The 21,487-nt window shown below is 44.8% G+C and carries 22 protein-coding genes; 14 read left to right on the top strand and 8 right to left on the bottom strand.

Going from position 1 to position 21,487, the window contains the following annotated elements; genetic code table 11:
* Positions 1-249: 249 nt before the first annotated feature.
* Together JGK36_RS11930 and aat are read right to left on the bottom strand one after the other, a co-directional pair.
* Complete coding sequence (locus JGK36_RS11930) at positions 250-993, bottom strand: Uma2 family endonuclease (RefSeq protein ID WP_293193033.1); 744 nt, start codon at positions 991-993, stop codon at positions 250-252.
* Between the two features lie 104 nt (positions 994-1,097).
* Positions 1,098-1,676, bottom strand: a complete 579-nt coding sequence (gene aat, locus JGK36_RS11925) for a leucyl/phenylalanyl-tRNA--protein transferase (protein ID WP_293193042.1) — start codon at positions 1,674-1,676, stop codon at positions 1,098-1,100.
* 65 nt (positions 1,677-1,741) lie between these two features.
* Here aat and JGK36_RS11920 point away from each other — a divergent pair, with 65 nt between their 5' ends.
* Entirely contained in the window at positions 1,742-2,071 is a 330-nt protein-coding gene (locus JGK36_RS11920) for a hypothetical protein (protein WP_293142731.1), read from the top strand.
* 257 nt (positions 2,072-2,328) lie between these two features.
* On the opposite strand, the gene rpsN is transcribed toward JGK36_RS11920, so the two are convergent.
* From rpsN to rseP, 4 genes are all read right to left on the bottom strand, one after another.
* Positions 2,329-2,631, bottom strand: coding sequence for a 30S ribosomal protein S14 (rpsN, locus tag JGK36_RS11915; protein WP_265235916.1), 303 nt, complete (start codon positions 2,629-2,631; stop codon positions 2,329-2,331).
* 275 nt (positions 2,632-2,906) lie between these two features.
* Positions 2,907-3,551: an endonuclease III gene (gene nth / locus JGK36_RS11910; RefSeq protein ID WP_293175225.1), complete on the bottom strand. Its 645-nt coding sequence runs from the start codon at positions 3,549-3,551 to the stop codon at positions 2,907-2,909.
* 166 nt (positions 3,552-3,717) lie between these two features.
* Complete coding sequence (locus JGK36_RS11905; RefSeq protein WP_293195967.1) at positions 3,718-4,476, bottom strand: Uma2 family endonuclease; 759 nt, start codon at positions 4,474-4,476, stop codon at positions 3,718-3,720.
* 275 nt (positions 4,477-4,751) lie between these two features.
* The gene (gene rseP, locus JGK36_RS11900) at positions 4,752-5,852 is read right to left on the bottom strand and encodes an RIP metalloprotease RseP (RefSeq protein ID WP_293175221.1); all 1,101 of its coding nucleotides are present in this window, start codon (positions 5,850-5,852) and stop codon (positions 4,752-4,754) included.
* Positions 5,853-6,157: 305 nt separating this feature from the next.
* On the opposite strand from rseP, the gene JGK36_RS11895 reads away from it, so the two are divergent.
* The 6 genes from JGK36_RS11895 to JGK36_RS11870 all read left to right on the top strand — a co-directional run bounded on the left by JGK36_RS11895 (position 6,158) and on the right by JGK36_RS11870 (position 13,072).
* Positions 6,158-6,835 carry an ATP-dependent Zn protease gene (locus JGK36_RS11895; RefSeq protein ID WP_293175219.1) on the top strand — a complete coding sequence of 226 codons (678 nt, stop codon included), beginning with the start codon at positions 6,158-6,160 and terminating at the stop codon, positions 6,833-6,835.
* Positions 6,836-6,954: 119 nt separating this feature from the next.
* Positions 6,955-7,506, top strand: a complete 552-nt coding sequence (locus JGK36_RS11890; RefSeq protein WP_293142754.1) for a hypothetical protein — start codon at positions 6,955-6,957, stop codon at positions 7,504-7,506.
* A gap of 535 nt (positions 7,507-8,041) precedes the next feature.
* Positions 8,042-9,469 carry an MFS transporter gene (locus tag JGK36_RS11885; protein ID WP_293175217.1) on the top strand — a complete coding sequence of 476 codons (1,428 nt, stop codon included), beginning with the start codon at positions 8,042-8,044 and terminating at the stop codon, positions 9,467-9,469.
* Between the two features lie 416 nt (positions 9,470-9,885).
* Entirely contained in the window at positions 9,886-10,032 is a 147-nt protein-coding gene (locus JGK36_RS11880; protein WP_293142758.1) for a hypothetical protein, read from the top strand.
* A gap of 199 nt (positions 10,033-10,231) precedes the next feature.
* Positions 10,232-10,378: a hypothetical protein gene (locus JGK36_RS11875; RefSeq protein ID WP_293175215.1), complete on the top strand. Its 147-nt coding sequence runs from the start codon at positions 10,232-10,234 to the stop codon at positions 10,376-10,378.
* 315 nt (positions 10,379-10,693) lie between these two features.
* Positions 10,694-13,072, top strand: a complete 2,379-nt coding sequence (locus tag JGK36_RS11870) for a tyrosine-protein kinase domain-containing protein (RefSeq protein ID WP_293195969.1) — start codon at positions 10,694-10,696, stop codon at positions 13,070-13,072.
* Between the two features lie 203 nt (positions 13,073-13,275).
* On the opposite strand, the gene JGK36_RS11865 is transcribed toward JGK36_RS11870, so the two are convergent.
* Both JGK36_RS11865 and JGK36_RS11860 read right to left on the bottom strand, forming a co-directional pair.
* Positions 13,276-15,735, bottom strand: a complete 2,460-nt coding sequence (locus JGK36_RS11865; RefSeq protein WP_293193037.1) for a CBS domain-containing protein — start codon at positions 15,733-15,735, stop codon at positions 13,276-13,278.
* Between the two features lie 151 nt (positions 15,736-15,886).
* Positions 15,887-17,008, bottom strand: a complete 1,122-nt coding sequence (locus JGK36_RS11860; RefSeq protein ID WP_293200938.1) for an RNA-guided endonuclease TnpB family protein — start codon at positions 17,006-17,008, stop codon at positions 15,887-15,889.
* 284 nt (positions 17,009-17,292) lie between these two features.
* On the opposite strand from JGK36_RS11860, the gene JGK36_RS11855 reads away from it, so the two are divergent.
* The 7 genes from JGK36_RS11855 (at position 17,293) to arsH (ending at position 21,475) form a co-directional block, all read left to right on the top strand.
* Positions 17,293-17,967 carry a HEAT repeat domain-containing protein gene (locus tag JGK36_RS11855; protein WP_293142775.1) on the top strand — a complete coding sequence of 225 codons (675 nt, stop codon included), beginning with the start codon at positions 17,293-17,295 and terminating at the stop codon, positions 17,965-17,967.
* Positions 17,968-18,203: 236 nt separating this feature from the next.
* Positions 18,204-18,743, top strand: a complete 540-nt coding sequence (locus tag JGK36_RS11850) for a hypothetical protein (protein WP_293200936.1) — start codon at positions 18,204-18,206, stop codon at positions 18,741-18,743.
* Complete coding sequence (locus JGK36_RS11845; RefSeq protein ID WP_293200934.1) at positions 18,724-18,915, top strand: hypothetical protein; 192 nt, start codon at positions 18,724-18,726, stop codon at positions 18,913-18,915. The genes JGK36_RS11850 and JGK36_RS11845 overlap by 20 nt, the downstream gene beginning before the upstream one ends.
* 84 nt (positions 18,916-18,999) lie before the next feature.
* Positions 19,000-19,254, top strand: coding sequence for a hypothetical protein (locus JGK36_RS11840; RefSeq protein ID WP_293175203.1), 255 nt, complete (start codon positions 19,000-19,002; stop codon positions 19,252-19,254).
* Between the two features lie 316 nt (positions 19,255-19,570).
* Positions 19,571-19,930 (top strand): helix-turn-helix transcriptional regulator, encoded by a 360-nt coding sequence (locus tag JGK36_RS11835; protein WP_293175201.1) that lies wholly within the window; start codon positions 19,571-19,573, stop codon positions 19,928-19,930.
* A gap of 176 nt (positions 19,931-20,106) precedes the next feature.
* Positions 20,107-20,814 carry an MIP/aquaporin family protein gene (locus JGK36_RS11830; RefSeq protein WP_293175199.1) on the top strand — a complete coding sequence of 236 codons (708 nt, stop codon included), beginning with the start codon at positions 20,107-20,109 and terminating at the stop codon, positions 20,812-20,814.
* Positions 20,815-20,821: 7 nt separating this feature from the next.
* On the top strand, positions 20,822-21,475 hold the full coding sequence (gene arsH, locus JGK36_RS11825; RefSeq protein WP_293175197.1) for an arsenical resistance protein ArsH: 654 nt from the start codon (positions 20,822-20,824) through the stop codon (positions 21,473-21,475).
* Positions 21,476-21,487 lie beyond the last annotated feature (12 nt).

The raw sequence follows: 21,487 nt of genomic DNA, 5'->3' as shown, positions 1-21,487 counted from the left end.
GGTCAGAAACCGGGTTTTTACGAGAATACTTGGTTACAGTCGATAAAACCCCAAAAAACCCGGTTTCTTGGGTCGGAAATGGGTGTTCAGAAACCGGGTTTTTACGAAAATAGTTCGTTACAGTCGATAAAACCGCAAAAAACCCGGTTTCTTTGGTCATAAATGCGTAAGTCCTAAAAGCATAAATAACTGCAATTGCCAGAAAGCAGATTTATTTGATAAATCTGCTTTCTTAGCATTTATTCCTGCTTAGATGCTATCAGGATCGATGTTCAATTCCCGCAGTTTTGCAGCTAAAAGTTGAGACCTTTGAGCTGCTTGTTGAGCCTTGAGAGCTTCTTGTTCGGCACGCTGAAATTCTTGTTCGGCACGCTCAGATTCTTGTTCGGCACGCTGAAATTCTTGTTCTGCGCGCCGTCGCTCTAATAGCCGCTGTGCATTTATTTCGGAATAGGAAAGAAATCTTTCTCCATCAGGGCGATAGATTTCCAAACCTTCTTCTGGCAACTCAAATCGCACTCCCAGTCTGGGACTTGTCCATCCATCCATTGGTTCAATTGGTTCTAAGATTCCTTCAAGTCTTTGCCAACCTTCCAGCTCATTTGTTTGCGGATCGTAAACGTAATACTCGTCAACTCCATAACGCTGGTAAAATGAAAATTTTTTATTCATTTTAGTTTGGCTGTCGTTGTGGGAGCGAATCTCAAAGACGACTTGGGGAGCAATATTGTCTTCGCGAGATTGTATGTAGGAACGTCGATCGCCTTTTGGTCGGCCAAATATCACCATCGTATCTGGTGCTTGAGAAATATCTGGTCTACCTTCAACCGGATACCAGAGTAAATCTGCTGCTACAAACACGTTGGGGTCATCTTCAAACAGCGATTCGCAACCTTCTTTGATTGTGACAATTAATTTGTATTGAATTGTACTTTCTGCCATTGGTTGACCGTCGCTGGATGGATAAATAATTTCTTCGGTTGTGACTTGCATTGTGGTTGTCTCCGAGAAGTATCTCAGCTTAATTATACTATTGTTGGAAGCAGGGATATCGGGTGAGGAATTAGCCAAAGCCTAAGTTCCTCAAGATAGAAGATTCAAAAGAGGGAGCAGCGGCGCTTTAAGGCTTGTTGTAAAATCGTGTTATAGAGTTTTTCCTTAACAGTATAAGCTCCGAATCTTTCCAAGTGGGGATTGTTCATTTGAGCGTCGAATAGTAGATAAGATCGATCGCGCAATCTCTCCACCAACTTCACCATCGCCACCTTAGAACCCTCGGGAATCCGGTAAAACATCGATTCCCCGATAAACGCGCCACCTATAGACAATCCCAAAATACCGCCCGCCAATTCGTCGCCGCACCAAGTCTCGAAGCTGTACGCCCAACCAGCCTCATACAATCCCCAGTAAATCTGCTTGAGTTCCTTAGAAATCCACGTCGTTTCTCGATCGGCACAACCCTCAACCACCGCCCCAAAATCGCGGTTTACAGCCACCGAAAACCGTTCTTGATTCAATGCCCGGCGGAGCGATCGCGGATAGATAAATCTCTCATCCAGGGGTATCAGCGCCCGCTGGCGGCTCGAATACCACCCCAAACTCTCCTCGCCGTCATTCGCCATCAAGAAATAGCCTTGCGCGTATCCCTGTATAATTGACGGTATATCATATTGCATAAATTTATCAGTTGTCATGTTTGCCGCTAACTTTTCAAAGTCAACATTAGCAATTACGAATAATCATGTCTGAAACCATCCAACCTATTACCTTGCCGCCCGCCCAAAACCCCGAGCAAGAAGGCCAATGGCTCCAAGAAACGCTGCTGGCATGGCTAGACTCCGAGTTTATCCCAGAAGCAGCCAACCAGCAAATAGCTAAAAGAGCAGCCCAAATCTACCTCCGCCAGCGCATGGAAGGCGAAAACGATTTGGGCAGCCTCGTAATTGCGATCGTCACCGAAATGCAGGCCTATGATTTTTCTAAAAGCTTTTACGGCGAATTTGCGATCGCCAATGCCGTCAGCGACTTATTACTCGAAAGTCTCGGTATCGATAAATGCTGCGGCCAGTGAAGCAAGAAGGTTCGGCAACGGATTTTGTAACGGATGTAACGGATGTCTAAAGGAAGAAGTAGGAAGAAGCAAGAAGGACAAAGCAAGAAGGAAGTTTGAGCTGAAATCTGAAACAAAAATAAACCCCAAACATAATCTTGCAGATTATTTATAAGTTTTTTTCCTTCTTCCTTCTTCCTTTTTCCTTCTTCCTTCAGACTAATGACAACTAACAAATATTAACTGTCAACTGTCAACTGTCAACTGTCAACTGACTTCTACCAGCTAGACTTCACAACACCGGGCAAAAGACCTTCGTGAGCCATTTCTCGCATCATGTTCCGAGACAGTCCGAAATCGCGGTAGTAACCCCTGGGGCGACCTGTAGCCCAGCAGCGGTTCCGCAAGCGAGTCCGCGAACTGCCGCGGGGTAGCTGTTGCAGTTGGCGGTGAATCGCCATTTTGTCCATCTGGTTCGCTGCTTGGTCGAACTGATCTTTCAGGTCTTCGCGCTTGTCAGCGTACTTGTCTACGAGTCTTTGGCGCTTTTTCTCGCGCTCGACCATGCTCTTTTTAGCCATAATCTGTTGATATCCTTAGATAAATCACAATCTACTATTTTACTATATTTTGGTGGTTTTAGATCATTTTTATTTTAATTACTTTTTTTGTTGACAAGATTTTTGCAACAGGTAAGATGCCTTTTCCACAATTATTTAAGCTTTTTTGCAACAGGCAAGATGCCTGTTCCACAATTATTTCTGTTGTTTTGCAACAGGCAAGATGACTATTTCACAATCATTTCTGTTGTTTTGTGGGACAGGAATCTTGCCTGTCCCTGAAATTAATAAAACATCTAACTATTAGCAGAAGGGCACAAATCTGCAAGTTCACAAATATGGCAAATCGGCTTTCTCGCATTACAAACTGCTCGACCGTGATACACCAACCGAATTGACCAATTTTCCCAATCCGGCTGCGGCAACAATAGCATCAAATCCCGCTCGATCCGAATTGGATCGGCGTGTTCAGTCAATCCCAACCGCTGACTCAAACGCTTGACGTGAGTGTCTACCGTCACGCCCTGATGAATATCAAAAGCGTGGGCGAGGACGACATTAGCGGTTTTGCGGGCAACTCCGGGCAATTCTAGCAGCAGTTCCATTTGCTGCGGCACTTGATTGTTGAATTTATTGACGATCGCCCAACAAGCAGCTTTAATATTTTTAGACTTATTCCGGTAAAAACCAGTCGATCGCACCAGACGCTCCAATTCATCCAAATCAGCATTTGCCAAAGCCTCCGCATCCGGGAAACGCTCAAACAAAGCCGGCGTTACCAGATTTACGCGCTCATCCGTACACTGAGCCGCCAGAATCGTCGCCACCATCAACTGCACGGGAGTTTCGTAGTTGAGAGTGCAAGGGGCTTCTGGATACAGCCGTTTGAGGCGAATCAGAATTTCGAGCGATTTTTGTTTTAAACTTAACTTTTTAGTCATCAGTCATTGGTCATCAGTCATTGGTCATCAGTCATCAGTCATTAGTTATATTCTTGCCGGTGACATCGGAATTATACAGTGCTGTCCCCGCTCGCGAGTCGCGATCGCGAGCGGGGACAGCACTATAAAATCAAAACTGAGATACTCCCAATTTAATCTTAGTCATTTACAACTGATTGAGGTCAATTCCCATGTCTCGGAGCCGAGCTTCTAAAGCTTGCGAGCGCGATCGTTCTTGCTCCAGCAAAACTTCTGCCTGTTCGGCCCTTTGCCGTTCTTGTTCGGCCCTTTGCCGTTCTTGTTCAGCCCTTTGCCGTTCTTGTTCGGCCCTTAATTCTGCTTGTTCTCGAAGTTGAGCGAGTTCCACAAAACTCACAAACGGTGTTCCATCAGGGCTGAATATTTGTAGTTCAGTTTCTGATAGTTGAAACCGCACTCCCATTCTTGGACTTACCCAGCCGTTTACTTCTTCGATTGGTTCTAACCGTTCCTCTCGGCGCTGCCATATAGTTAAATCCACATTCGCCGGATCGTACAGATAATATTCTTCTACGCCGTACTGTTCGTAAAATCTCAGTTTTTGGAGCATCGGAGTCAGCCGATTTCCCGGCGACCAAATTTCAAATACGACTTGTGGCACAATGTTCTCTTCATGCCATTGTTGGTAGGAGCCTCGATAACCTTTCGGTCTTCCGAAGACTACCATCGCATCTGGCGCTTGAGAAATCTTGTTATTTCCTTCTACTGGATACCACAGTAAGTTTCCCGCTACAAAAACATCAGCCATGCTGGCAAATAACAGTTCTAAATTTTCTTTGATCCACACGATCAATCTAAACTGTTCGGTATTATCTGACATTGGTTCGCCGTTATCATCTGGATAGATAATATTTGCTTTTTCGGGAGATTGCAGTTGTGTGACCATTGCTATTTCTCCAATTTTACTGGTTAATTTATAGCCTTTCTCAGAAAGATGAGGTACGCATGGGCATGGGGCATAGGGCATGGGGCATAGGGCATAAGATTAGCGGGCATACCTCACTTTTTTGAGAAAGGCTGTATATTAGTCAGCAGTCATCAGCTATGTAATAACTAATGGCTGCTGACTGCTGTTCGCGAGCGGGGACAGCACTATGACTGCTGACAACGAACAACTGTCAACTGTCAACTGTCAACTGCCAATTGACAACTACCAACTGACTACTGTTGTCGGAGAGTTCGCATCAAATCAAAGCCTGCCAAATTAGCAGTATCGCGAACAATCAAGAAAATTCCCAAACCCAACAACAACACCAAACCAGTCTGCATCACATTTTCTTGAATGCGGTTTGGCAGAGGCTTGCCCCGCAGTCCTTCTATTAACAGAAAAGCTAGTTGACCGCCATCTAAAGCAGGCAAAGGCAAGATATTAATCACAGCCAAATTTATACTAATTAATACCGCAAACTGAAACAAATTCGCAGCATCCGATCGCGCAATTCCTGCACCAATGGCTACAATTGCCACAGGCCCGGACAACTTTTCAGCAGTCTGACTGAAATTGCTAAGTAACTGCCCGAAACCTTGAAACGTCAGCACTACAATTCGCTCAAACTCAGTTGCAGCCTTGCTAAATGCCTCTACAATTCCTGCCCGTTCCCGCACGACGGTACCGTTAGAAGTTAGCTGCACGCCAATCTTACCTTTACCGTCGGGGGACAATTCGGGAGTAACTGTCACCACAAATTTTTGTTCTTCGCGCTGAATTTCTAGGGCCAGGGGTTGATTGGGATGATCTTGGATGGCTGAGACTAAAGATTTGATTGATTCGCGGTTCGCGCCCAATTCCTTGCCATCAACGGACAGAACAATGTCGCCCGATCGAATTCCCGCTTGGAAGGCCGCCGAACTAACTTCCGCAGCGACTTCCGGGACTTTAACTCCCGGTAGGTAGTTCATAGATGCAGCGCCAACCGTGGTTAATTGCACCACCAGCAGGAAGTAAGCAAAAATTAAGTTGGCAATTACTCCTGCACTAATGACGATCGCCCGATCGATCACAGGGCGGTTCCGCAGCAAATTCGGGTCATTGGGGGGAATAGTGCTGTCTGGATCGTCATCCGGGAAACCCACGAAACCTCCCAGGGGAAAGGCGCGGAGGGCATATTCAGTTTCCGGGCCTTGGTACTTCCACAAAATGGGCCCGAAACCGATGGAGAAGCGGTTGACGTGAATGTGTTGAAGTCTCGCCGCCAGGAAGTGGCCGAGTTCGTGAACGACAATCAAGATACCTAAAACTGCGATCGCTGCCAAAACTGACATGAAGGATTCCACTAACACTTTTACTTGACTTTGATTTATTTTAATATCTTTTTAATGTAGGCGGCTTGGGATCGACAATTTTCAGTCAAACTGGAAGATGGCATTTTAAGCTAACGTCCGGGCCAGATCGCGCGGGCCCTCGCGATCTGGCTTGTGTAGATTTTGGTCAAATGTGCGATATACACTACGAAACTAAACATTAGTCCGTAGTCAGTTGTTAGTTGCTAGTTGTTGGTCTAATCACAAATAACCAATTCCCCATTACCAATTCCCCATTACCAATTCCCCATTACCAATTCCCAATAATGAAAGACACTTCTTTGAATATTATCGCTATTTCTATCTTCGCCATCACCGTTTCGATAATATTGGGCCCCCTATTCAACCTACCAGAGGCCGTACCTGCGATCGCCACCTTTTGCCTGTTGGGGCTAGCCACCCTCGACAGTTTCCAGTGGCAAGGTCAAGGCGGTACAATATTAGTAGATTTGCTGGGGGGAAGTTCTAAAGAAAAGCGCGATCGTATCCTCCACCACGAAGCCGGACACTTCCTCGTCGCCCACCTGTTGGGAATTCCCGTAACCAGCTACGCCCTCAACGCTCTTGAAGCATTCAAACAAGGTCAAACAGCCCAAGGCGGCGTCCGATTTGCAGACCAACAACTAGCATCTCAACTCGAAAACGGCACTCTTTCCGTCCAACTTTTAGACCAATACTGCACCGTCTGGATGGCCGGAATAGTCGCCGAAAAAGTTGTTTACGGCAACGCCATAGGAGGAGCAGAAGACCGTACAAAAATCAGCGCAATTTTAACACAACTACGCCGTCCCGTTTCCGAAATTCAACTCAAACAAAACTGGGGCTCGCTGCGAGCAAAAACCCTAATCGAAAGCCATCAATCCGCTTACCAAGCCCTAGTCGCAGCCATGGAAAAAAGAGCAACCGTCGCTGAATGCTGCGACATCATCCAACAAAATTTGTAGCACACAACTTGTGCACTCTGGCTTCTTGAACCCAGTTTATTTGTAGGTGTCTCACTCAAGCCCGGATTTTGCCTAGAAATCTGGTTTAATAGCATTAATTTTATCGCAATTAAAAAATCATGTCACAATCAAAACTTTTCGCAACCAAACTGCAAACAGCCAACCCCAATCAAGAAAAATTGCTGCGGCTGTTAGGTTTCCGCATCGACCCCGACACCGAAGTACCTAATCTGTATACTCTCATTGTCTGTGGAGAAGAAGAACCGCCTTTAGTAGCTGGCGGTCAACTTGTATTTTTTACCCGTCCACAACTAGCGATTAATGCTCTCAAACTGTGCGATATCGATGTCAGCGAACTGGGAACACCACCCACACAAATAGACGCTATTTGCGACATTGCAGAAACCCTGTACTTGCTCGATGCAGAAGATATTGACGAATCAGGGATTATGCTTAACTGTTTGAACGCGCTGTTAAATTTAGTAAAAGTCACATTAACACCCATGCCCACAAATTACAAACGCGTGCTTTATGCTTTTGCAGACCACCTGAATATTGATGAAGAGTTTGCCAGTTTTTTAGCTGAAGAGGACATCCAGCGTTCGGAGATGGTTAACGCTATTTTATGGTGTGTGGGAGCCATTACCGTCAAATCTAGATTGCTAACCTAGTAATTTTAGATTTAGAATTTTCAATTGAATAATTCACAACATTCAAAGATTTCAACTTATTACTTTCAACCAGGTCATTCCTAGATGCCACTGTCACATTAAATCAAGGTACGTAGTTGCGCTTGGGCGCTCTTATATTTAAGCGCTCAAACGCAACAAGTGACCCAAAAAATAGTTCCATAAAAGTTCCAGTTGCGTCCAGGACTCAAGGATTGCTATAGGTGCATAAGTCCAATTATCAATGGCAAATTCTCAATTGCCAATCACAAATCATTCAAATGTGCGATCGAATTTCTGTCGCTTGGTGCGGGCGGGTTTAGTTCGATTGTTGGTGGGAATTAAAGATTGTTGGTAAAACCTGCCTCTACTATTCAATTACCAATTACCAATTACCAATTACGAAATCTTCAGAAAAGTCCCGATCGCAAAAAAAAACTTAGTATTACAGCTTAACGCGAGTTATACTCCTATTGGAAAGACTGCGATCGCCCAAAAATCCCGAAATCATCGCCCAAAAATCCCGAAACAAAAGTTTATGACCAACACTTCCCCCCCTGAAAGGGCCGCCGACAACCCAGAAACCAAAAAACTCAGTTTCTCCACAAAGTTAGCATACGGTGCGGGAGACCTTGGCCCCGCAATTACTGCGAATGTTCTGGTGTTTTTCCTGCTGTTTTTCTTTACCAACGTGGCTGGCTTGGCTGCGGGGACTGCTAGTAACATTTTGCTAATTGGCAAGGTTTGGGATGCTGTAAATGACCCAATTGTGGGGGTTTTGAGCGATCGCACCTCTCACCCCTGGGGCCGCCGCTATCCTTGGATGGTTTACGGCGCAATTCCTTTCGGCATCTTCTTCTTTTTGCAGTGGATTGTTCCCAGCAAAGATCCTACGATATTGTTTTGGTACTATGTGGCGATCGGCATATTGTTTAACACAGCCTACACCGCCGTCAACCTGCCTTACACCGCCCTCACCCCAGAATTAACCCAAGACTACAACGAACGCACTAGCCTTAACAGTTTCCGGTTTACTTTCTCGATCGGCGGCAGCATTTTGTCATTAATTATCGCGCAAATTATCTTTGCCTTAGTTAAAGATGACACCCAAAAATACTTAATATTAGGCGCCATCTGTACAGTAATTTCAGTATTGCCTTTGTACTGGTGCTTTTTCGGAACCCGAAAACACGTCCTCTCTCAATTGCAAGACAATCCCGTAGAAGACAATTCAACCTCTTTGCCGATAGGAGAACAGTTGCGGATTGCATTTAACAATCGCCCTTTTTTGTACGTAATTGGAATTTATCTCTGTTCTTGGCTGGGAGTGCAATTAACTGCTTCGATTTTGCCTTACTTTGTCATCAACTGGATGAATCTGCCGCCAGCAACTTTTACCCAAACTGCGATCGCAGTTCAAGGCACCGCACTCGCCATGTTATTTGTTTGGAGTAGAGTTAGCGAACGCTATGGCAAAAAAGCTGTTTATTTTATGGGCATGAGTTTGTGGATTATCGCCCAAGCCGGACTGTTTTTCCTACAACCCGGACAAGTCGTCCAGATGTACCTGTTAGCAGTTATGGCTGGTGTGGGAGTTTCTACTGCTTATCTTGTACCTTGGTCGATGATACCGGATGTGATTGAACTCGACGAACTCCAAACAGGCGAAAGACGCGAAGGCGTGTTCTATTCGTTTATGGTGTTGCTGCAAAAAATTGGTTTGGCGATCGGCTTGTGGTTGGTAGGTCAAGCATTAGAACAAGCTGGATTTCTCGCTACTGTTCAGGGACAGGCTGCGCCTGTACAGCCCGATTCTGCCCTGTTCGCGATTCGAGTTGCGATCGGGCCACTGCCCACAATTGCTTTAATCTGCGGCATGATTCTTACATATTTCTATCCGATTACCCGCGAAGTTCACGCAGAGATTTTGTTGAAACTTCGAGAAAAGAAAGCACATAATCTGTAATATTCAATAGACTTTAATTGCATTTGTGCGCTCTCTAATCAGCGTTAATGAGCGGTTGTTGTATCAAGGGAATATTTATGCAATCCAAGTCTAATGAGTATCACAAAATAACACTTGTCAAAAGCTCATACGGCTGAGATTCCAGAACAATTATCGGATTGCTTGCCAACTATTTGTATCCTCTTACCCGAAAGAATTGGTTGAAAGCCGGAACCCTTGTATGGAGAAATTAAAATCCGACTATTCATTAATCCAATCCTCTTCCTTCCTTTGTCAAGTGCTGTCCCAAGTCAACTGTCAACTGAATGAAGAACGTGTTATAAACCTCTTTCATCGGTTAATCCCAAAAAACACCCCGTTGCGGGTTTCCGGCTAATATTGATATAGCTCTCATAGTAGGATGGCGAATCATAGCGATGGTTTTAGCAAGAGTGGAAAAGCCCAGAAACCCCATGTTTCAGCGACAAAACATCACATCGCCCAGCGCCATCCGCCCGGTAGCAAAACCCAGAAGCCTTGAGTTTTTCCAAATGTCGATCGACTTTGTATTAACAAAATATTAATTTTTATGTCGTTTGCCCATTATATAGATCCGTGGGTGATATAATGTTAGCGCAGTTTAATTATATAAACTTAAAAAGCAATCCAGATCTTAAAAAAGTTGACAATTAAAAGATAAAGACAGATTTTTGTCGGAAATTGATTGGATTAGTTGTCGTTCCACAAATCGGCCCAATGGTGTTAATTATATCTACGTATAAAATGCAAAACTTTTTAGCCGATCGGTTCGTGGGTAAGTTAACAGGTAGTGCTGCTATTGGTGGCGATCTCAAAAATGGCAGAGATGACAAGGCAATACCAGGGCGATCGGCCCCCCGCGTGTGGCGTAAAATTGTAAAATTTTGGTAAAGTTATGGCGCGAGCTGCGGTGAAGGTCAGGGATACCAGAAAAACTTGGTAGAGTCGCCGATAAACCAGGAATACAAGCAGAACACAGCCGCCAGAAATACAGTCGGAGACAACTCTCTCTTGAGTTAGTAAAACAACATTTGCAGCCGGCACAAGATATGAATTTAGTTATTTTTGTATATTATGTGAAAGTAGTGAGAACTATTGGCAGGAAATAGAACCAACCAACCCAGAATCTCCTGTGATATCCTGAAGTCAAGGGTGAAAGTATCAACCAGAAGGCTCGCAGAACCAAGCTGATTTTACCAAAACAATATGAAAGAGGTCAACATGGAAAAAGAACATGACGCTCATATCGTACCAATTAGCAACCAGAGCAGACAGGTGCAGCAATTTCCCGTTGACGAGGGAGAAGAGTTAAGCGGGGCACCCCAGAAAGGATTGAATCTAAAGCCCTTGTTCAGGACTTTTCAACGACAAGCCCTAGTCATCATTGCGATTGTAGCCCTAGCAGGCGGTGCAGTTTATTATAAGGTCAAGGGAGGCAAGAAAACATATCAAGGCGATTTTCGGATACTGGTGGAACCCGTGACAACGGAGGCAAGACTTACCGACGCATCTGCCCTCGCCAATCGCGGTGAGGGGGGTGGAGTGCCTAATCGAGAATTTTTTAGTTTGGACTATCCAACTCAGCTTCAAATTCTCCAGAGTCCTCAGATGCTGTCGGCTATTACCAAACAAGTCCAACAAAAATATCCAAAAATGACCGAGGAACTTCTTAAAAAAGGATTACTCGTGTTGCGCCTCGGAGAAAATGAGTTGACGCAAACTAAAATTTTGGAAGTTCGTTTCCTCGGGCAAGAGCCTGACTTAGTTCAGTTCGTTTTAGAAGAAACTAAAAAGAAATATTTAAAGTACAGCCTTGACGAACGCAAGACTCGCATTGGTCAAGGTGTTAATTTTATTGAAAACCAGCTTCCGGCACTCAACAAGCGCGTAAATGACCTGAAGTCTGAGTTACAGATGATACAGCAGCAGCAAAAAATTACCGATCCTAAAGAACAAGGCGCGCAATTGATCGTGCAAGTTCGCGCTATGGAAACTTTAGAGTTAGAAACTCAAAGGCTACTCCAGGAACAGAGAATGCTGTACGCTAACTTGCAAAAACAATTAGATTTTACACCAAATGAAGCTATTGCGGCTTCAGCTTTAAGTGAAGAACCTCAATATAAAGAGTTGCTGACCAAGGTTAAGGAAGTAGAAGGTCAGATTGCTGTAGAAACAGCTCGTTTTAAATCTGCTAACCCTATAGTAGAAGCTTTAGAGCGCAAGCGGGCAAATTTAGTAGCTTTGCTCAACAAGCAAACCGATCGCATTTTGGGGCAAAATTTGGTAGGCTCTCAAGCCAATTCTAAAGTTCAGAATTTTCAAAACTCGATTCGCATAGGCTTGATCAAACAATTGGTGGATACTGCGAACCAAGTTCAAGTCTTAGAAGCTCGCAGTCAGGCGATCGCCCAAAGTAAAGAAGAGTTGACCCGAAAATTAAGAGATTTTCCGATTGTAGCTCGTCGCTACAACGAACTGCAACAGCAATTAGACATAGCCTCCACCAGCCGCCAGCAACTTTTAACTCAGCGGGAAACTCTGCGCGTCCAAGCAGCCCAAAGCCAAATACCTTGGGAAATTATTTCTCAACCCCAGATACCCAAAGATATCAAATCAGGCAAATTTATTCCAGTTGCATCGAAAAGTACAAACAACTTTGTGATGGGAATTTTTGGAGGACTCGTGTTCGGTCTGGGAGCGGCTATTCTTATTGAAAAAATCCGCAATGTTTTCTACTGTGCTGATGACATTAAAGATGCGTTTGATGCGCCTTTATTGGGAGTAATTCCTCGTGACAAAAATGCTAAAAAATTTCCGCCTTCTATTGCTAATGCCTATGCTTATCTTGAAGGCAAACAGGGGAATCATAAAAATGCTTCGGAATTTATAGAAGCTTTTGACTCTCTTTATACTAATATCCGCTTTCTTTCTTCAAATCGAACGATTAGCTCTTTGGTAGTTGGTTCGGCTACAGTTGGCGAAGGCAAATCTACCGTTGCTTTAAATCTAGCCCACGTGGCAGCGCTGGCGGGTCAGCGAGTGCTGTTGGTAGACGCGAACTTGCATTCACCCAGCCTGCATAGGCTGTTGGAACTGCCTAATGTCAATGGATTGAGCAACTTGCTCGAAAATAAAAATGAACCGGATGAAATTATCCAGCGATCGCACCTAGCAGATAATCTGTTTGTATTAACAGCCGGTATTCCTGTCCCCGGTACTGCCAGACGGCTTGCCTCATCTCAAATGCAGTATTTAATGGAAGAACTGCACGCAACATTTGACTTAGTTATCTATGATACGCCACCGCTGGTTGACAGTAAAGATACGAATTTTTTAGCAGCGCGCACAGATGGAATACTGATGGTTGTATCAGTTCGCCAGGTGAAGTCTTCTGTAGTCAAAACAGTTTTCAGTCAATTAGAAAATTTTGGCATACCCTGCTTGGGCACCGTGGCTAATAATCCTACCAAAGGCAAGAAGTATCAAATATCTAAATCATCATCACTTGTGGAAGATAAACATGAATATTTGAATTTGGCACCAGTACCGTCAGGCATCCACAAACTAGCTCCCAAAAAAGAATGAGATTCAGTTGACAGTTGACAGTTGACAGTTGACAGTTGACAGTTGACAGTTGACAGTTGACAGTTGACAGTTGACCGTTGACAGTTGACCGTTGGTATAAGAGTAAAAAAGATGACCCACCCCAAAATTTTACACTCCTGTTCAAGTTCCCAGATTCTCTGCGCTGCAAGTCAATCTCAAATCTAAAATCGGCTGGTAGCGGACTAATTCGCATCTGGCTTGGTGGGAAATGTGACAGTAAAATTAGTCCAGCCCTTGCTGCTTTCAACCTCAATTTTTCCCTGTAACTGTTCCACAAGTTTTTGAACCAAAGCTAAACCCAAACCTGTACCTCCTTGTTTCCAGGGATCGGCATTGGGAACTCGATAAAATTTATCGAAAATTCGAGGCAATTCTTCGATCGCAATGGAAGATTGATTGCTGAATGTAAATTGAATTTCCGAAGCCCTAACACTTGCTTGTGCGGAATTTTTCCCGCTTTCTGCTTTTTCCCCGTCTCCCTTTTTGCACTCAACTTTCAAAGAGATTTCGCCCTCATTGGCAGTATACTTGCAGGCATTGTTGAGGAGTTCTGCTAAAATCCGTCCCAAACTAGCGCGGTTGGAACTGATCGTGGGGAGGTGGCGATCGCACTCTACTCGCAAATGCTGGTGGCGGTTCTGGGCTCGCGTGTAAAACGGGTCGATAATCGTAGGCAGCCACACATCTAAGTTTACTGGTTCGAGGTCAATCGGACAAGTTGCTGCTTCGAGCCGCTGCAAATCGAGCAAAGCATTAATCAAATCGGTTTCTCTAGTACATTCTGTTTCTAAAATTTCTAAATAAATCTGGCGTCGGTCTGGGGTGGGAGAAATTCTCAGCATATGAATAGCCATTTTCATATTAGATAAAGGCGTCCGCAATTCGTGAGAAACCGTGCTGAGAAATTCATCTTTTAGAACGTTTAAATGCTGGAGTTCCTGCACTTTTTGTTGCAATTGGGTGGTGCGTTCTTGGACTTGGCGTTCGAGGTCGGCATTGAGATTTTGTACTTGCTGGTAGAGTTGGGCTTGCTGAATGGCGATCGCGATTTGAGTTGCCAGTTGCAGCAGCAAATCCAATTCCGAAGCCTGCCACTTCCGGGATTTGGAACACTGATGAACCCACATCATCCCCCACAAATTGCCGTCTTGCAAAATTGGTACAATTAAATAAGATTTGATTTGCGCTTGCTGCAACCGCGCATATTTTTCGGCACTCAAACTAGCTTTGTCGATGTCTGAGACGGCATAGATCTCCTGTTCGATCGCAAATGCAGCTTCCTGCCAAATATTGTCTGGCATGATTTCTCCCAAGATAGAAGACCACTTGGGGGCAACGGATTCTGCCACAAAAATGCCAAAATTGCTCGACTCCCAACGCACGATCGCTACTCTGTCGGCTTGCAAAACTTGCCGGACTTCATCGACGCTGGCGTTGAGAATTTCTTCGAGGTTTAAGGATTGGTGAATCCGGAAGGAAATTTGAGTTAACAGCCGATCGCGCTGCACCTGTTCGTGGAGTTTGGCAGTCCGTTCGCGCACCTGCTGTTCCAATTTAGCATTGCGGCTTTGCAGCAGTTCCAATTTTTCCGATTGCAGTTGATAAACCGACTGCTGCAACTGTTTGACAACTCGGTACATTTCGGTCGGATCGAGAACTCTGAGCAAGCTGGTTTGAGTAATAATTCCCAGCAGTTCTCCCCGCCCGCCGCACACGACCAACCGCTGCACTTGTTGCTGCTGCATTTGTTTGTGCGCCGTCCACAGGGAATCGGAAGGTTCCAGAAATTGCAGGGGAGTTCTCATGACTTTTTGAGCTGGAGTTTGCTCGAAATTTAGTTCGAGATACTGTGCTTGCACGATGTCGTATTCGGTAACAATTCCCAAAGGTTGGTGAAAGGAATAGTGAAAAACGGAGGTAGAGTCCTCTTTGGGCTTCTCCATTGTTAATTCTTTGTTTTTGGTAATGACTACGCAACTGACTTGATGCTCGGACATCAGTTCGCTGATGCTCAGCAGCGAGGCGGTGTGGGGCGCTGTAATTGGCGTAGTCATCAATTCTGCTACCCGCCGCAATTTGAGAATGTTGGAAGGTTGCAATACTTGGCGAATTCTTTCCCGCGTCAGCACTCCTACCAAGTGCCGGAATTGATTGACAATAGGCAAATAGCGAATTCGGTGCTGGCGAAATAACGATAAAGCGGTAAACACGTCTTGATCGTCGGATTCTGTGAGGGAAACCGACACGGGGGACATGACTTCGGCAATTGGTATTTTGTGGAGGGCTACTTTTTGCAGGCTGTTTATTTTGCCAGAAGCAATCAGCCTCACTAAGTCGGCGGGGGTTAATATGCCGATTAACAGCCCGCGACTGGGGTTTTCGGATAAGTTGCCTGTGGTGATAGTCTGCTGGTTCTGCACGACGAGGACGCAGCGGGCCCGCACCTTGTCCGGCGGTGATGATTCGGTCATCGCCCCCTTGTCTGAGGGTAAAGGCCCTTTGACTAGGGGACAACTGTTTTGCAACTGACTCATCAGGGCGATCGCCACTGCTAAGGAAGTTTCTGGCCCGGCAGTTAGGGGGTAGCGGTCGATCGCTTGTTCTAAGGCTGAGGAGTAAAAGGGCGGGTGATAAAAGGGCATAGTTAATTGCAGGTGATCGGAGGACGGGTAATACCATTTTCGATTTTTGATTTTCGATTGGGAATAGCTTATTACATAACGGTTTGGAGCTTCCCTAGAGTTGCATTATTTTGTGAAAATGGTATAACAATCAAGTCTAGACATTTGCTTCTTACTTCATCGGGAGCATGGGAGCGGTTATCCCTCGGTAAGCTTTCACGATGAAAGCCAAGCGCGATAAATTAATTGCTGCGTTCAAATCCCTGTCCATCGAATGACCGCAATTTCCACAGTTGTAAGTCCTTTCTGCCCGTGGCATATCTTGAATATGTCCGCAGTTTGAACAAGTTTTACTCGAAGGAAACCAGCGATCAGCAATGATTACTTCACAGCCAAACTTTTTAGCTTTGTATTCCAGTTGACGTTTGAATTCATAGAATCCACAATCCGCGATGACTTGAGCTAGCTTGTGATTAGACAGTAACCCAGAAACATTTAAATCTTCTACTACTATCGTTGCGTGGTTTTTGCCTAAGTAAGTAGTAATTTGATGGAGAGTATTTTTTCTGAGATTCGCTACTTTAGCATGATGTTTTGCTAACCTTTGTTTCGCCTTAAATCTATTGCTAGAGCCTTTCGTCTTTCTCGATAATTCCTTTGACAGTCTACGCAACTTACTGAGATGCGTTTTGTAATGCTTTGGGTTAGGGAAAACAACTCCCGTCGAAAGGGTTGCCAACTCTTTAACTCCTAGGTCAACACCCACGACATCGTGTTGCTTTACAGTTGGTTCATACTCCTGTTCGTAGGCAAAAGCAATAAACCAACTGTCGGCAGTTCGAGATATTGTAATTGACTTGCAGGTGGTGTGAGGCAATCCTTCGTAAGTTTTTACCCAACCGATTGTTTGCAACTTTATAGACGTACCACCTACCGGGATTGGTTTTCCACCTGCGTCTATCGTGAAGGAATCATGATGCCCCTTCTTCTTGAATTTGGGATATTCACCTTTTTTCGAGAAGAACCGAGTGAAAGCATCCCCTAGATTGTCAAAAGCATATTGAGTTATCTTCTGGCAAATTTCCGCTTCTTTAATCCATGTAAACTCAGGCTTTACATGATTGTTAAAGAATTTCTTGAGCAGGTATTTGTTGGGCTTCAATCCATCTTGATAAAGGTGGCTCCAAGTAGCCAATCCCCAGTTATAAGTAAACCTCGCTATTCCAGCGTGTTTGCTCATGACTGTTGCCTGACTCTTGTTTAGCTTTAACTTTGTTTTGATGGATAAAAGCATTGTTCGACCTCAACACTGTATTTCTTTGTTCAATTTAGCGAGGCGATCGCATGGTACACCAGGATTTTGTCTATAAGTGTACCACTTTGTCTATTTAATCGCTAGCTAAGGACTAGCTCATTGATTATTTTCATGCAATTTGAGCTTTAGATTAATACTCTCACTAATCCGTAATTTCACTGAGTTCAAATCCTGGGTCGGTTTTTACTCCCTGCTTTTTTCCTGAGACTCCCCTATAATCAAAATAAGCCGAATGTAAAGTTTTACTACAAAATTTACCGATAATGACAACTTTAAGCTTAGAGCAAATTGCAGCCAAGTTAGAAAGCGAAAACTCAGCCGATCGCATGGTGGCTTTGGCTAACTTGCGAAACGTGTCGGCTGAAACGGCTGTACCTTTGATTAAAAAGGTGTTGAACGACGAAAGTTTGCAAGTGCGATCGATGGCTGTGTTTGCTCTGGGAGTCAAACCGACAGCAGAGTGCTATCCCATTCTAGTCAAATTGCTAGAAACTGACCCAGATTACGGGATTCGCGCTGACGCTGCTGGTGCTTTGGGCTATCTGGAAGATATCAGAGCTTTTGAGGCTTTGGTGCGCGCTTTTTACGAAGATACTGAATGGCTGGTGCGCTTTAGTGCGGCGGTTTCTCTGGGAAATCTCAAAGATCCGCGGGCTCGCGACGTGCTGCTGAAAGCTCTCGACTGCGAACAAGTGGTGATCCAGCAGGCGGCGATTTCGGCTTTGGGGGAAATTAAGGCAATTGACGCGATCGATCGCATCCTCAACTTTGCTCAGTCAGAAGATTGGCTGATCCGTCAGAGGCTGGCTGAAGCTTTGGGCAATTTGCCGAGTGTGAAGAGTGTTTCGGCTTTGAAATACTTAGAAAAAGATAAAAATTCTCAAGTAGCTGAGGCCGCAACATTTTCTCTCAATCGCTTAGAGAAAACAGAAGCCTAAAATTTTTTAGAGGCGGGTTCACCAAAAATCTGTAAAAGCAGTAGAATCAGATAAACCCGCCCAGCCCTCTTTGCGATGTTTTAAACAAGTTATTAGACTTGAATTGCCTAAATCTTTGATTGATAGAACAACCGCAGATGCTCTTGGGATAAACACAGATAAACGCAGAGGTTTTTCAAGGCCAGAGAGTGAATGAGGGCGAGAGGTTTTTTGATTGTGTTGGAAGAGGGAGTTAAATGCCGTACAGTCAATTTAGCCTCGAACAAATTAAGAGAAATTTTGGCATAACTTTTACTAGGAGGGTTGGCTTGTTTGCCGACATTCCCGAAATAGAACCCAGCATTTTTTTGCAAGAAACTTTGCAATTTAATCTACCTTTAGCACTAGAAAATAATTCCGATAAAGCTCGCTCCGAGCTAATTGTCGCGCCGATATTAGTTGAAATCAAAAAACGGCTGCCGGAACGGATGAGTTTATTTTCAGGTAGAGAGTTTACTGTAGACCCTGCTAGGGGTTTGAGCGGTTATTGCGATTTTCTAATTAGCCGATCGCCCGAACAGCTAGTCATCGAATCCCCAGTCATCGCTTTGGTTGAAGCAAAAAACGACAACATTCTATCCGGCTTAGGGGAGTGCATGGCAGAAACGATCGCAGCCCAAATATTTAACCAGCATTTTAGATTAACCCCACGGATAAATTCGGGGGAAGAGAGGATTTTAGATTTTCGATTTGGGATTGATTCCACGGATAAATCACGTGGCGGGTACCATCTGTGAAAATCTTGGTCAAGAAAATAACATTCAGACAATTTATGGAGTTGTGACAACAGGAAGTATCTGGAAATTCTTTAAGCTAGAAGGAATTGCGATCGAGATTGACACCGACGAATATTTTATCAATAATGTTTCTAAAATCCTCGGTATCTTAATAAATTTTATCGAGTGTTGAGTAAAATTCTGAATGTATGATGTAAGCTGTGATGGCAAATCGCAAGTTAAAATAGTTGTTTACATCCTTTAACCATAACTAGCCATGAATCAAGCACCGAATCCTTTTAACTCAAATCCCTCCGATCCGCTAGACCCCTTGGAGCAACAACCTGACGATCGAGGTGAAGAGTTGCCGAGACAGTACCACCCAGCTACTAAAAAAACTCTCCAAAAATTATTTCTGATTCTGATAGTTGTCGGGGTAGTGATTGGTGGGGTTCTATCTGTAGGTGTGATTTCGCTGATGCAAAAAGCCGGATTGACTGATGTGCCGGCGCGGGTACAGAATCCGAAGTAATATCTACTCGGAAGAATCTATCGATGCTAAATTCAGCAGTTTTCAGGGATGAAGCCTGACAAAATATGATGGTTTGTATGGATTTTTTTACAATAGACTTGAATTGTAAAAATACTGAGGACGGGCTAGAAGCCCATCCCACAAACTTTTTTTTCTTGTGGAATGGGCTTCTAGCCCGTCCTAAAATTTGATTGAAAGAACTTTTGCACTTCAGTTCTAATATAGCAACCACGCCCGACAGTGAGGACGTTCTTAATTGCTGAAACCGTTGCTTTTCTTGCTTCTTGCTTCTTGCTTCTTCCTTCGCCTATAATTGATGATTAAAAATTCGACAGCCAAGCCCGATCGCACTCCACAACCGCAGATTTCCGAAAAACTTGTTTCCGCTGGCTTTCACGCTCTTTCTGACCCCCTGCGGATTCAGATTCTGGAGTTGCTGCGGGAACAGGAGTTGTGTGTTTGCGACTTGTGCGATCGGCTTGGTGTCCCTCAGTCTAAACTCTCTTTTCACCTCAAAACCCTAAAAGAAGCCGCTTTAGTTCGCAGCCGCCAAGAAGGCCGCTGGATCTACTACAGCCTCAATCTAGCTCAGTTTCTCGCCCTGGAAGAGTACCTGTCGGACTATCGGCGCTTTAGCCAGATCCTGCCGGCGCGCCCTTGTTCCGATGCGGGTTGACATATCAATATTTCTTGATTAGTAATATCGTGTCCGGTAAAGTAACCGCTATTGGTTCGATCGTTCCGACGAAGAGTCCTGGCTTGATGCGGACTAAAGTCCGAAGGATCGAACCAATAGACTTGACACATCAACTTTTTTTGATATGATGATTTGGAACCAATGAGTTGACAGTGATGGGTGCAGCAGCAAAGAAGTTAGCTTCGGGCGAAAATCGAGATTGCAGTCGAGAAGCGATCGCGGAATGCCTCGGCACGTTTATTCTAGTTTTTGCAGGCACCGGCGCGGTGATGGTTAACAAAATTAGCGGTGGTGCTGTCACTCATTTGGGCGTTAGTTTTGTATTTGGTGCAGTTGTAGCCGCGATGATTTATGCGATCGGGCATATCAGCGGCGCGCACTTTAACCCAGCCGTAACTTTAGGATTTTGGGCGAGCGGTTTTTTCCCAAAATACAAAGTTTTGCCTTACATTTTGGCGCAGTGTGCGGGGGCGATCGCAGCTTCCACACTGCTACTAATTAGCTTAGGAAAAGTGGGAAATCTCGGTGCAACTATCCCTCTTAACGGTAATTGGTTGCAGTCTCTAATTTTAGAAACAGTTCTGACTTTTATCCTGATGTTTGTGATTCTGGGTTCGGGGCTTGACAGGCGCGCTCATATCGGTTTTGCGGGGATAGCAATTGGCTTGACCGTAGGCTTGGAAGCTGCATTTATGGGGCCAATTACGGGAGCGAGCATGAATCCGGCGCGATCGCTCGGCCCGACCTTAATTGGTGGCATTTGGGAACACCACTGGGTTTACTGGGTTGCTCCAATTTGGGGCGCGCAGTTAGCCGTCGCTGTTTACCGACAAATATCTAACGGATTTCGGGATTTTAATTGAAAGGATTATGGCAAATTTCACGCATAAACCGAGAATTCTGTTTTTATATGGCTCGTTAAGAGAGCGATCTTACAGCCGCTTGTTGGCGGAAGAATCGGCTCGAATTATTGAGGATTTCGGTGCAGAAGTTCGGTTCTTCAATCCTCGGGAATTGCCGATTTATGGCAGCGTTCCCGATACGCATCCGAAGGTTCAAGAGTTGCGGGAATTGAGCCTTTGGTCAGAGGGTCAAGTTTGGTCGAGTCCAGAAATGCACGGCAATATTACGGGCATTATCAAAAATCAAATTGACTGGATTCCTTTAAGTATTGGGGCTGTCAGACCGACTCAAGGTCGGACTTTGGCGGTGATGCAGGTTAGCGGCGGTTCGCAGTCTTTTAATGCTGTGAATACTTTGAGGATTTTGGGCCGCTGGATGCGGATGTTTACGATTCCTAATCAGTCTTCGGTGGCTAAGGCTTATCAGGAGTTTCATGATGATGGGACGATGAAGGATTCTCCTTTTCGCGATCGCGCGATCGATGTCATGGAGGAATTGTACAAGTTTACCTTGCTGTTGCGGGAGCACACCGACTATTTGACCGATCGCCACAGCGAACGCAAGGAACAAGCGGCCAAGGAGGCGATCGCAGTTGCAAATCGCGCCCTGGAAGTTAATTAAGGCGATTGAAAT

It is taken from the genome of Microcoleus sp. PH2017_35_SFW_U_B (assembly GCF_020737865.1).
GTDB lineage: Bacteria > Cyanobacteriota > Cyanobacteriia > Cyanobacteriales > Microcoleaceae > Microcoleus.
The sequence above is the reverse complement of the archived record's forward strand: the minus strand, read 5'-3'. Positions and strand labels throughout refer to the sequence as shown.